Source organism: Sphingopyxis sp. PET50 (assembly GCF_025244705.1).
Classification (GTDB): domain Bacteria; phylum Pseudomonadota; class Alphaproteobacteria; order Sphingomonadales; family Sphingomonadaceae; genus Sphingopyxis.
Genome location: NZ_CP104207.1, coordinates 2535936 through 2548724, shown reverse-complemented (window position 1 = coordinate 2548724; position 12789 = coordinate 2535936). Strand labels below are relative to the sequence as shown.

The following is a 12789-nucleotide window of genomic DNA, read 5'->3' as shown; positions in this document are numbered from 1 at the left end:
TGTGGGTTGCCAGACCCTCGACCGGGCCGCGCGAGCGGAAAGCCGGTCGATATTACACACGCCCGAGGGGCGACGGCGCTTAACTTGCCGTCGCCATTTCCATTTCGCAACCCTTTTCGGCACTTTGCGGGATGCAGAGCGCTAACAAGTGCTCGGTCATCTTGTCTTGTGTTTCAAGCAAGCCGTCAAACAGCGCCTTTTCATGGACATATACACCGTCGATACCTGGCACTGCATGGTCGAGCATCAGCTGGGCGTTGATGCGGTCGATGCCCACCCGCTGCGCGACGGTGCGGTAGGTGTGGCGCAGGATGTGGCCGGTTTCGCTGGGCAGCGTCTTTTCCTTCCAGACCTGCGTGGCAATCACGTCCCGGCTACTGTTGGCGCGGGTAGGGAACAGCCAGGGTGAGCCCGGATAGAGAAGGTCGCCCGCCGCAATAACCCGCTTCACGAGCTCGACCATGTATGCCGACAACGGCAGCGCAAAGGACCGGCCGGACTTCATGCGCGGGATCACAATGGCGCGCTCGTTGAGGTTCACCCATTCGCGGCGAAGCGATACCAGCGTCCCCGGCCGCAGACCGCTCAGCAGGCCCAGCACATGCATATCGCGCCGGATCGGGTTGGGGATTGCCTGCACCCGTTCCCACCAGTGCGGCAGGTCGTCGGGCATGATGACGCGGTTGCTGGCGCGCTCCTTGTTGAAGGTGACGGCCTTAACGGGGTTGTCGCCGATGGCGTCGGGATCGTCGGCTGCCTTGATCGCCAGATTGAAGGCCGCGCGGAACTCCTTGAACACCATGTTCGCAGCGCGCTTGCCGCTTTCCCGCGTCAGCTCCTTGTGTCGCTCGCGCGCCATGCTGCGCTTGATTTCGCTGATCGGGATATTGAGCCAGGCCTTGAGGTGCCGGTCGCGCCGGGACAGCACATCCTCAATGGTCCGTTCGCGGCAATCGCGGGCGCGCATGTCGGCGGCATACTCATCGTACATGCGCCGCACCGTCCAGGCGTCCGGGTTGGCGGTCTTGTCGTCGGGGCGGGCGTTGGGGTCTTCGCCCCGCTTCACCTGGGCGATCAACTCCTGCGCCCGCGTCCGGGCATCATCCAGCGTGATTTCGTCGGTGGTGCCTAGGGTGCGGCGGACGGTCTTGACGAAGCGACGGCGGCCGCGCTCCCCGGTGTAGAGGTCACGCTGGACCTTATAGCTCTTGCTCTTCTGGTTTATCTGGACGAGCAATCCGGTAACGGCCGTGTCGCGCACGGTGTATGGCCGGTCCAAATAGCCCAAAGTGCGGATGTAGCCTTCGGTAAGGCGGCGTGGCTGTGGGTTTCCTGACATTCTTGGCTCCTTCGTTGCGAACCGTCTGCGCCACGCCAGCGAACCGTTTTCGAACCGGGTGCTGGGAGTGGTACAAAGGGTGAACGAGGGGACTCATCTCCAAGAATGCGGGTGCAGACAATCGTTTACAGTGCTAGAGGGGGCTACGCCGTGCCCGTGGGAATCGACTTCTAAGCGGGTGGTCGCAGGTTCGAATCCTGCCGGGCGCGCCAACCGCTCCATTTAGGCTTGAGCCAGCCCCACAGCGCCGCCCCCAGCACATAGAAGAAGAAGGGGACGAAGAAGAAGAGCGCATAGAACATCAGCGTATCGGTCCAGCCGACGATCCCCGCGCCGTCGATCTGCAGTTCGCGGAGGCCGAGCAGGCTTAGCGTCACCGGCTTGCCGGCCTTCATCGCATCGTCGCCGATCCAGTACATCATCTGCCCGGCGCCGAACACGCCGGTGCCGCCGAGCAGGATGTTGAGCTGGGTGTCGCGCCGCGCCGCGGCCTTGTCGGCGTCGGCCTGATGGCGCCGCCGCAGATCGTTCGCATGATCCTCGAGGCTGGCGACGGCCAGCGCCAGCGCGTCCTTCTTGCGCTTGATGCCGCGCAGCTCCTCCAGCTTGGCGAACACGTCGCGTTCGGTGTCGTAGCGGAAGGGATTGGCATAGCGGAAGCGTTCATAGTCGCGATATTCGGCCAGCTTGGCCTGGTTGATCGCGATCTCGGCGCGGTCGTAGTCGTCTTCGCCGCTCAGCGACTCGTCGGCATCGAGCACGCTTGCCGCCCCGCCGAGCGGAAGCCGGTCCTTCTCCGCGGTGATCAGCCATTCGATGCGCTCGATCCGCGCCATGCTCTTCGCCTCGTGCCCGCGCGCGAGGAACTCGTTGTGCAGCGACATGGCGTGGATCAGAAAGGCATAGGGGCAGGTGCCGATATAGTCGTTCCCCGTCTCGAGGCTGCGGCTCTTCGGCACATAGGTGATCATCGCACGGTGGTTGGCATAGCGGACGAAGAAGCGTTCGTCGGACTGCTCGTCGCTGTCGGGATAGATGGGGTCGATGCTGTCCAGGATTTCCGACGTGTCCTGGTTCATGAAGTCGATGATATTCTGGTTGAACCCGGCAAGGAACAGATAGTCGAGGCAATCGAGCCGGTTCGCCTCGAAGGCCGGGATCTTCGCGAGCGGGGTGACCGAGGTGATGGTCTCGCCATCGGTTTCATATTCGACCCACTCGGCGCCGTCGCTGCGGATCGCCGCCGCGAGCGCCGCGACGTCCGCGAAGGTCCCGCCGCCCGCGGGGCGCAGCTGCGGGTGCGGCGCGGCGATCCAGTCGCGATAGTCGGGCCGTGCCGCCACCCAGTCCCAGAATTTGGGATCGAGCTGGACGATGCCATTGCCCTTCGAGGCCCTGTCGACCCGGCGTGCCAGTTCGTCCTGATAGGGCTGGTAGCAGGGTTCCTGCACCATCGCCTTGCGCGCCGCCGTCTCGCCGCTGTCGGGGTCGAGCGGCATCAGCCGCTTGAAGAAGCGCTCGTCGTGAATCAGGAACATGAAGCGCGACTTGGGGACCGTGAGGCCGGGCACCTCGATGAACGGCACCTCGTCGATCAACAGCTCGCCCAGGTCGGGGCGCGGTGCCGTGCCTATGACCTCTGCGATACGGTCGAACAGCAGGCGGCCGTCGGCCAGCAATTGCCTTCTCACGAACGGCCAGAAGCGCTCGGCCTTGCCGCGGCCGCTCCTGACCAGGATTGCGTCGAGCGGCGCGATCCCCAGATTCTCGTCGAACACCGACACGCTGCCGCCGTGCCCGCCGTCGAGCTCGAATTCCTTGGGCGCGGCGAGCTTCTGGAGCAGCGAGAGGAAATAATAGGTCGCCGGGTCGTAGCCGCGCTCGTCGCCGGGTTCGAGCAGCGATGCATAATGGTGACTGAAGCTCAGATGATAGCTGAGCCCGCCATTGTTGTGCGCCAGCCAGAACCGGCGCAGCCGCACCGCGCGGTCGTCGTCCAGGCCCGGCGGCGCGGCGCGATAGGTCAGCCCTTCGGTCGACCATTGGATTGCCGGCGGCAGCTTGAAGGTCAGCCGGTCGTGATGGCGGATCGCCTTTTCGGCGGCCTTGCGCCGCGCGCGCCGAGCCCGCGGGCGTGTCGGCGAAGGTCCCCGGCAGCGGTCCCGTCGCGGCGAGCAGATGCTCCTGCACTTCGCCCTGCACCTCGCGGTCGGCGATGTCGTTGAACAGCGGGTCGATCGCGTTGCGCAGCATCTGCGATGGCAGGTGCGCGCGCTGGACGGCGCCGAACTGGCCGTGGGTGAGCGGGCGTCCCGGCTGGCCCGCGGCGCGCGCGACGCGGTCGGGATCGACATAGAGCGACAGCGTCCAATAGAGCGTTCCCGACCGCGCGCTTTCGAAACCCTGGGCATCCTGCCAATCGCCACGAACCGCCACGCCCTATTTCTCCTCGCCGCTCGCCGCTGCCGCCAGCGTGCGAAAGCTGTCGAAGCCGCCGGTACTCCGCCCGCCGCGCAGCCAGGCGAGCGCCAGCTCCATCGGCAGCAGCGCGACCGGGGCGCCGCGCGCGGCCAGCGCCGTCACCTGCGCCGCCGCGACGCCGCCGGGCGGCTCGCTTTCGCCCTTGCGCACCGAAATGGCGAAGAAACTCTCCAGATGATCGTGGAGCAGGCCGGCGTCGACCGCATCGCCCGGATAATCGACCGCGGCATAGATCAGCCCGTCGTCGGCCGCCTGATCCGCCGACAGCGCGGGCTGGACATAGGGGAAATCGACGATGCGCGTGCCGACCCGCGCCCAGATCGCCAGCCGGTCGATCTGGTCGGTGCCCGAATGGGCCGTGTCGGCGGCATATTCCTCCGGCGTCAGCCGCAGCGGGTCGTTCTGTTCGATGAATATCGCCGGCGCCGGGCTGTCGGGGTCGAGGGCGAGCGCGACGAGGGCGAGCCGCCGCACCGCCCCGAGAATGAGGCGGAGCATTCCGCGCCCCCGCGCCGCCTCCTCGACATAGACATAGTTGAGCGCGATCGCGGCCGGGGGCAGGGCGGGGCCGCGGGCGATCGCGGTCGCCAGGAAATTGGCGCCGCCGAGCAGGGTTCCGCCTTCATCCTCGAAGACCGCGACCAGCTCGCTGTGGGTGCGGCCAAAGGCGTGGCGGTGGGTGGCGTTGATCGCCAGGCACGCCTCGAACCCCGCCAGCTCCTCGCGTTCGTCGGGAAGGACGAAAGCGCGGTCGTAACCGGCGAAGAAGCGCGCCAGCACGGGCGACACGGGGTCGTCCGACGCGGTCACGCGCACCCCGCCCGGCAGGTCGAAGATGATCCGGTGATTGTCCGCCCCGCCGCGCATGACCGGTCCTTGCCATGGGGTCCCCGCCGCCGCAAGATGCGGATGCGCGCCGGGCCGCTCGGCCGCTTCTCCCCTGCCGGGCGGGACGGACATTATTGTATTCCCGGCGCTTTACTTGGCCCGGCTGTTCGCATAGCCTTTTGTTTCAAGGAGCGATTAGAGAATCGACGGGCATCAAACAGGGTCGCGCTCGCGCCTGTCGGTACTTCACTCTCCCAGATAGGTGCGGGGGCACGCAATTCTGTGGGTTCGGGACGGGTATTCATCAGCCATTGCAACGCCGACCATGCGGTCGCGATGGACATCTGCAACCGTGTCGAGCGGCAGGGAATCCGGTGCTGGATCGCCCCGCGCGACGTGCTTCCGGGGGAGGACTGGGCGCGCCGCATCGGGGCGGAGATCGACCGCGCCGTCGGTTTCGTCGTCGTCCTCTCGCGCGCCTCGAACAAGTCCCGGCCGGTGAAGGCCGAGGTCGAATTCGCCTTCAATAACAGCGGCCTGCCGATCTTTCCGGTCCAGATCGACGACATCACGCTCGACAATCTCGACCGCGGCCTGCGCTTCTTCGTCGGTTCGTCGCATGTGGTCGATGCCCAGCCCGCGCTGCGCCACGCGGCGCTCGACCGCATGGCGCAGGATATCGCGCGCACCGTGCTGCGCGGGCGCGGCACGCGTACACCGGGCGGGACGACGATCCCGCCGCTGCAGCCCTATGCCGACCTCGCGGCGCGGGTCGGCGCCGACGGCCCGGTATTCGCCAAATTATGGACCGCCATGGACGCGCGCGGCGGCCGCACCGCCTGGCTCACCGAGGCCTTCATCGGCGGGCTCGCCTGGCCGTTCGTGCGCGGCATGGTCGGGCTCGGCATGGCGGCGGCGGCGGTCGTCGCGCTGCTCGTCTGGACGATGGGGCTGCTCGCGGGCACCGGCGGCGCGGTCGCGATGCTGCTCGCCGGCTGGCTGGGCGCGGCGCTGCTGTTCGGCTTCTTCGGCGCCGACCTGCTGCGCAGCTTCCATGCGGCGCAGGTCCGCGCGCGCGCCGCGCCCAGCGGGGCTGGCCCGCGCACCCTGGCGTCGCTGGTGTCGGCGGCGCTGCTGGTCGTCGCGACGATCGCCCCGGGACAGGAATTTTTCAGCCCGGCGCCCAAACCTGCCGAGATCGCGGCGCATGCGGCGCCCGCTGGACCCGCCACGATCGATCCGGCAACCGGCAAATTGCGCGAGGTCGATGGCAAGACCACGGCGCGCGGCGCCCAGGCCGAGCTCGATTACCAGACCGAACAATGGCTCGCCGCCGAACGGCAGCGCCTCGCGGACGAGCAGGCGCAGGCCGAGCAGGAAGCGGCGGCGAAGGCTTTCGTCAACGACACGATCGACGAACGCCTCGGCGCGGAAAGCGCCGCCGCCGCGGCGGCGGCCGATGCCGTCGACGAGGCGAACTCCGCCATGCAAGAGGAGAGAAGATGATCCCGTCCCGCTGCCTTTCGCAGGATATTGGCCGTCCATGACCGACAGCGACGATACCCTCCATCCGGGCGACGTGATCGCGGACTATCGCATCGACAAGGTGCTGGGGTCGGGCAGCTTCGGCGTGACCTATCTCGGTCACGACCAGCAGCTCAATCGCGGCGTCGCGATCAAGGAATATATGCCGGTCCAATATGCGAGGCGCCAGACCGGCGGCACGATCAGCTCGCGCAACGCCGAAACCGCGCCGACCTTTGCCTGGGGCCTCGACCGCTTTTCGGAAGAGGCGCGCACGCTGGCGCAGTTCAACCATCCGAACATCGTGCGCGTGCTGCGCATCATTCCCGATATCAACGGCACCAGCTACATCATCATGGAGCTGCTGGGCGGCGAGAATCTGGAAACCGTGGTCGAACGCGACGGGCCGCTCGACGTACCGCAATTCCTCAGCATCTTTGGCCAGATCCTCGACGGCATGCAGGCGGTGCACGCGATCGGCATCCTTCACCGCGACATCAAGCCCGCGAACATCGTGCTCGAAAAGCGCGGGCCGGTGCTGATCGACTTCGGCGCCGCGCGCGACCTGTCGATGCAGGCGAAGGCGGGGTTCAGCGCGCTCGTCACCGACGGTTTCTCGCCCCCCGAACAATATAGCAGCAAGAATGTGCAGAGCGAGGCGAGCGACATCTATGCGCTCGCCGCGACCGCGCATTTCCTGCTCTCGGGCGAAATCCCGCCGCCGTCGGCGGCGCGCCACGCGGGCGAGGAACTGGCGCCGATCGCGACGGTCGCGCCGGGGCTCGCGCCCGACATCGCCAAGGCGATCGACTGGGGCCTCGAACTGAAGGTCGCCGACCGCCCGGCCTCGATCGCTGACTGGCGGAAAGCGATGCCGTCGCTCGACGCGGTCGACCGGCCCGAACCCGAGGTGGTGATCGTCGAGCGCGGCGGGCCGCCGATCAATCGCCGCGCCTTGTTGCTGATGGGTGGCGGCGTCGTCATCGCCGGCGCCGCGGCGGCGGTGCTCATCGGCCGCGATTCGAGCATCAGCGGCTCGGCGAGCGGGCTGAGCCGCAGCTGGACCAAGGCGGTCGGTCCCTTGTCGAGCGAGCCTTATCCCGGCATCGCCGCGTCGGGCGACGCGGTCTATGTCACCGCGCACGCGGTGGGCGGCGACGGCAACGACGCCTTGTCGGTGACCCGCCTCGACGACAAGGGCGAGGGACGCATCGACTATGTTCACCCGGTCCCCGGATCGCGCGGTCACGGCGTCGTGGTGGCGCCCGACGGCGGGGTGTTCGTCGGCGGCGAAACCCCCGATTCGGCGATCCTGCTCAAGCTGAGCAAGGATCTGAAGCTCGAATGGGTCAAGACCTTCGACCCCGGCTCGATCAGCTCGCTGATCGTCGACGGCGACGGGCTGATCGCGGGGCTGGAAGGCCCCGACAGCAGCGGCACCGCCAAGCTGCTTTTCCTCGGCGCCGACGGCACGCTGAAATCGGACCAGACCTTGCTCGACCGGCGCGGTGATTCGGTGCAGCGGATCGCGCGCCTGTCCGACGGCGCGCTCGCGGTACTCGGCCTCCGGCTCGACACGCGCACGATCGACGGCGCGGCGCGCGACGTCGCCGGGCTGTGGGTCGCCAAGGTCAGCATCTCGGGCGAGGAGCTGTGGCGCGTGTCCGAAAGCGGCATGGGCTATGCCAATGGCATCGACGTGATCGAGGCGGGGGGCGACGTCTATGTCTGCGGCCGCACCAGCCCCGACGGCAATGTCGAAACCTATCGCCAGCTGCTGATGCGCATCGACGGCGAGGGCAAGAAGCTGTGGGCGCGCTGGGACTATCCCGGCGCCCCCGGTTCGGCGCGCGGGCTCGCCGTCGTCGGGGATTCGGGACCGCGCCTCTATGTCGCGGGCCGTGCGGGCGACCCGCCCAAGCCGCGCCTGTCGCAGATCGGGCCGAGCGGCGATCTTTTGTGGGACGGTATCGAAACCGATGCGGCGGGCTTCGGCGGCGCGGCGGCGGGGCTCGCGATGCGCCCCGACGGCAGCGGCTTCGTCGTCAACGTCGACGCGCCGACCGCGGATACATTGTCGCTGGCGGTCAGCTGCAGCTGGTGGGATGATGGAACAAGGGAAGGATAGACTGATGGCGACCCGACTGTATCGAACCGGAGGATATGCCGCGCTCGCGGCGCTGCTGCTCTCGTCGACCGCGTTGCAGGCGGCGGCCCCCGCCGCCCCGATGGCGGTCATGGTCCAGGCGGCCACCGATGTCGCCCCCGTCGCCGAAACCCCCAAGGAGGCGAAGGCGCGGATCGCCGCGGAGAAAAAGGCGCAAAAGGCCGCCGAGAAGGAAGCGAAGCGCCTCGCCAAGGAGGAGGAGAAGCAGCGCAAGGCCGCCGAACGCGCGGCGCGGCCCAAGAAGAAGTCGAACGGCCTCGCCAATTGCGCGGGCGGCGCCGTCGTCGGCGTGCTCGGCGCGCTGCTGCTCGGCGGCAAGAAGAAGAGCACGGGCGAAATCCTGGCGGGCGCGGCGATCGGCTGCGCGGTCGGCTACGGCCTCGGCGAAATATTGTCGAAGCGCGACCAGGAGGAAATGTCGGACTATGTCGACAACGACTATCTGCTCCGCGACGACGTCGCCGAATCGACCTTCGACGCCCGCGAATCGGGGCAGACCGTCGCGCTGATGAAGGGCGAGGTGACGACCGAACAGGTCGATCACCAGGTCCGCACCGGCCCCGACGTCATGCTCGCCGACAACAATATCTTGGTCAACGACCGCTATATGCGCGTCACGACCTCGCTCAGGCTGCGCTCGACGCCCGACAGTTCGTCGAACGACAATATCGTCGGCGGCTTCGAGCCCAACGACATCGTGCGCACCTTCGGCTCGACGCTCGACGGCCAGTGGACCTATGTCGCCGAGCGCCAGCCCGACGGGGTCTACGAGATCGTCGGCTATGCCGCGACCCAATATCTGTCGACCAACCTGAACAAGCCGCAGCGCGTGGCGGTCACGACGACCAAGCCGCGCCCGGTCGCCAAGCCCGCGACCAAGGCGGCGCCCAAATCGGGCACCACGCTGGCGCCCGCGGTCCGCACCGCCGAGGTGCGCACGGTGCGCGCGCCGACCGCGTGCAAGAGCTTCACCGCCGCCATGCGGCGGCAAACAGGGCGGCGGCACCGGGTGCAGCGGCGCCCGCAGCCTCGCCTTCAACAGCTATGTGACGACCAAGGGGAAAAGAGCATGATGAAGTTTCGCATTGGCGGGCGCCTGCCCGCCGCCGCCATCCTGGCCTCGGCGCTGCTGCTGTCGGCCCCCGCGCCGGTGATGGCGCAGGCCGATCCCGACCTGACCTCCGTGGTCGACGCGACGGTGCGCGTCGAGGCGAAATCGACCGGCCGCAGCGGCACCGGCTGGGTGCTCGTCGCGTCGGACAAGGTCAACCGCGCCGGCGCGGCGGTGATCGTCGCCCCGCTCAACATCGTCGAAGGATCGACGTCGATCGTCGTGCGCGAGCCGAAGACCGGCAAGGCGCTCGACGCCAGCATCGTCGCCGACGACAAGGAACGCAACCTCGCCTTCCTCGAGGTGAAGGATATCCAGGCGGCCGCGATCCCGCTGGCGCTCGCGGCGCCGAAGGTCGGCGGATCGGTCTGGGCCGCGGGCTACAACCGCGCGGCCGACGAGGCCGAGACGAAGCAGGCCGCCGATTCGACGATCAAGCGCGGTTCGATCGGGCGCGAATATCGCGGGCCGATCAGCACCGAGGCGCGTGCCAACGTCAACCAGTTCGAACTCGACGCGCCGATGCTGCCGGGCTTCGAAGGCTCGCCGGTGGTCGATGCCTGCGGCCGTGCGATCGGCATCAGCATGAAGAGCGGCATGGCGCCGCTGCCGCGCCGCCAGCTGCTCGTCCTGCCCGGCGCGACGAGCATCAACGCGCTGAAGGCGGACGAAATCTATTCGGCGGCGAACACCTACAGCATCAAGGTGGCGGCTCCGCCCGCGCAGAGCACCTGCACCCCGGGCAGCGCTACAACGGCGGCAACAACGGCGGCGACCACACCGACGAAGGTGACCGACACGCCGGCGACGAAGGAGACTCCTCCCAGCTCGGTCGGCGGTTTCGACCTCTCCGACAAGGGCCCGCTGCTCGCGCTGCTCGCGCTCGGCCTGATCATCGCGGCCTTCGGCATCTATATGCTGACGCGCAAGAAACCGACCACCGACTATACGCCGGTTCCGACTCCGGCCCCGGCCCCCACACCCGCTCCTGCTCCGGCGCCCGCCGCGGTGGCGAGCCGTCCGGTCAGCGAAGTGCTGCCCGAACCCGAAGCCGGCACGGTGCTGATCCAGGACACGCGCGCGGGCGGGACGACCAAGGAGGCCGAACTGCGGCTCAACGGGCGCGGCCCGGCGGGCGAGCCGATCGACCTGCGGTTCGAAGCGAGCGCGCTCGCGGCGAAGCCGGTGGTGCTCGGTGTCGGCACCAATGCCGATGCCAAGATCCCCGACAATCGCAGCGATCACAAGGTGTCGCGTCTCCACGCGCGCTTCGGCTATGACGGCAAGAATTTCACCATCGAGGACAACAAGTCGCTCAACGGCACGAGCGTCGGCGGCAAGAAGCTCGAACCGCACAGCCCGCAGGCGCTGGTCAACGGCGACACCATCTCGCTCGCCGACATCGACCTCAAAGTCTCGATCCTCTGATCCCGGTCAGCGCTCCTGCGGGGGCGCCGCCGCAACGAAAGGCAAAGCATATGGGTACGACCTTGATTGAAGAACCCGGCCGCCCGCAGCGGCCCAAGGGCACGACGCTGGTCGGTGCGCCCGCCGCCAGCCGGCGCGACGCGGCTCGTACGCCCCGACGAGGAGGCGGCGCCGCCGGCGCCCGCGGCGGGCGCGGCGCCCGATGCCGACAAGGGGCCGGTCGTCGGCTGGCTCGTCGTCACCGGGGGGCCGGGCCGTGGCCGTTCGCTCGAACTGGGTTTCGGCATGAATATCGTCGGGCGCGGCGGCGGCAACCGCATCGTCCTCGATTTCGGCGACGACCAGATCTCGTCCGACGATCATTTCCGCATCGCCTATGACAGCCAGCACAAGCTGTTCCACCTCGTCCCCGGGCGCGGCACCAACCTCGTCTATGTCGGCGAACAGCCTTTGCTCAGCCCGATCGCGCTGACCGATGGCGCGGCGATCAAGGTCGGCTCGACCGAATTGCGCTTCGTCGCGCTGTGCGGACCCGCGTGGAGCTGGGAGGGCTGACCCGCCGGACCACGCCGCAATGAGCTCCGCGATCCAGAGCAGCGCCCTCGAACAGATCGTCGGGCGCCGCGCCGAGCAGCAGGACATGCTGGCCGAGGGCGTCGCCCGCCTGTCGGGCGGCGGCGCCGCGCGGCTGTTCGTCATCGCCGACGGCATGGGCGGGCACAGCGGCGGCGCGGTGGCGGCGACGCTCGCGGTCAACGGCTTCCTCGGCGTGTGCGAAAGCGGCGCGTGGGACAATTATCCCGACGTCTTGCGCCATGCGCTGCTCGCCGCCAATCGCGCGATCGGCGAACATGCGCGCACCCATCCGGCGCTGTCCGACATGGGCTGCACGCTGGTCGCGGCGGCGCTCGACGGGCGCGAGCTTCACTATATCAGCGTCGGCGACAGCCCCTTTTTCTGCCTCGGCCCCGCGGGGCTCGAACGCGTCAACGCCGACCACAGCATGGCGCCGCTGATCGACGCCGCGATCGGCCGCGGCGAGATGACGATCGAGGAAGCGCGCGACCATCCGCAGCGATCGGCGCTGCGCTCGGCGATGACGGGCAAATCGATCGCGCTCGTCGACGACGGCGGCCGCACCCTCGCGGGGGGCGAGGTGCTGATCCTCGCCAGCGACGGCGTGCTGACCCTCGACGAGGCGCAGATCGTCGATGCCGTCGCGGTCGCGGGCCGCGACGCGGGGGCGATCGTCGCGCGGATGCTCGACCTGGTCGAGGCGCGCGCGCAGCCCGACCAGGATAACTGCAGCCTCGCGGTGGTGGTCATCGACCCGCCTCCGCCTCCTCCGCCGCTTGCGGCGGGCCGGCCGCGCGGGCGGCGCGGGCGGCTCTTCGGCTGGGGCGCGCTGCTCCTGGGGGTATTGCTGGCGGCGGCGGCGTGGATCGCCTTCCGCGGCCTCGGAATGCCGGGAGCCGATGCGGAACCGGCGAAGGCAGCCGAAACCGGAGAGACGGCAGCGGAAACCGCCGCGCTCGGCGACCCCGATGCCGAAGGCTCGCCGCGGCGGCCCGGCTATGACGATCTGGTACCGGTCAGGCCGGCGGCGGCGCGCAAGCCCGAAGCGTCGGCCGCGGCGAAATCGGCGCCCGAAACCGGTAAAGTCTCGCCCGCTGCGGTCGGCGTCGCCAAACTGTCCCCCTTTCCGTCGCCCGAAGGGCCGCAAAAGCCGGCGCCCAAGGCCGCAGCCGCCAAGCCCGATCCCGCCGGACCCGAGCCTGCGAAAAAGCCCGACGCCGAAGAGCCGCCGGTCCAGAACAAGCTGGGGCCGATTTATTGATAAAAGCGATCACAGGACCGCATTTTTCCAATTGTCGCACTGCAACATAGGTGGTTAGGGGAGGGCTCCAACAA

The 12789-nt window shown here is 68.5% G+C and carries 8 protein-coding genes; 5 read left to right on the top strand and 3 right to left on the bottom strand.

Annotated features, from left to right (window positions below):
* Positions 1-79: 79 nt before the first annotated feature.
* The 3 genes from N0A20_RS13345 to N0A20_RS13335 all read right to left on the bottom strand — a co-directional run bounded on the left by N0A20_RS13345 (position 80) and on the right by N0A20_RS13335 (position 4780).
* Positions 80-1339, bottom strand: coding sequence for a tyrosine-type recombinase/integrase (locus N0A20_RS13345; RefSeq protein ID WP_260580844.1), 1260 nt, complete (start codon positions 1337-1339; stop codon positions 80-82).
* Between the two features lie 170 nt (positions 1340-1509).
* Complete coding sequence (locus N0A20_RS13340) at positions 1510-3321, bottom strand: hypothetical protein (RefSeq protein ID WP_260580843.1); 1812 nt, start codon at positions 3319-3321, stop codon at positions 1510-1512.
* 457 nt (positions 3322-3778) lie between these two features.
* The gene (locus N0A20_RS13335) at positions 3779-4780 is read right to left on the bottom strand and encodes a hypothetical protein (protein ID WP_260580842.1); all 1002 of its coding nucleotides are present in this window, start codon (positions 4778-4780) and stop codon (positions 3779-3781) included.
* Between the two features lie 150 nt (positions 4781-4930).
* Here N0A20_RS13335 and N0A20_RS13330 point away from each other — a divergent pair, with 150 nt between their 5' ends.
* The 5 genes from N0A20_RS13330 to N0A20_RS13310 all read left to right on the top strand — a co-directional run bounded on the left by N0A20_RS13330 (position 4931) and on the right by N0A20_RS13310 (position 12715).
* Positions 4931-6154, top strand: a complete 1224-nt coding sequence (locus N0A20_RS13330) for a toll/interleukin-1 receptor domain-containing protein (protein WP_260580841.1) — start codon at positions 4931-4933, stop codon at positions 6152-6154.
* 37 nt (positions 6155-6191) lie between these two features.
* Complete coding sequence (locus tag N0A20_RS13325; protein ID WP_260580840.1) at positions 6192-8300, top strand: serine/threonine-protein kinase; 2109 nt, start codon at positions 6192-6194, stop codon at positions 8298-8300.
* A 4-nt stretch (positions 8301-8304) separates the two neighbouring features.
* On the top strand, positions 8305-10878 hold the full coding sequence (locus tag N0A20_RS13320) for a trypsin-like peptidase domain-containing protein (RefSeq protein WP_260580838.1): 2574 nt from the start codon (positions 8305-8307) through the stop codon (positions 10876-10878).
* Positions 10879-10992: 114 nt separating this feature from the next.
* Complete coding sequence (locus N0A20_RS13315; protein ID WP_260580837.1) at positions 10993-11433, top strand: FHA domain-containing protein; 441 nt, start codon at positions 10993-10995, stop codon at positions 11431-11433.
* A 19-nt stretch (positions 11434-11452) separates the two neighbouring features.
* Positions 11453-12715, top strand: coding sequence for a PP2C family serine/threonine-protein phosphatase (locus N0A20_RS13310; RefSeq protein ID WP_260580835.1), 1263 nt, complete (start codon positions 11453-11455; stop codon positions 12713-12715).
* The last annotated feature ends 74 nt before the right edge of the window (positions 12716-12789 follow it).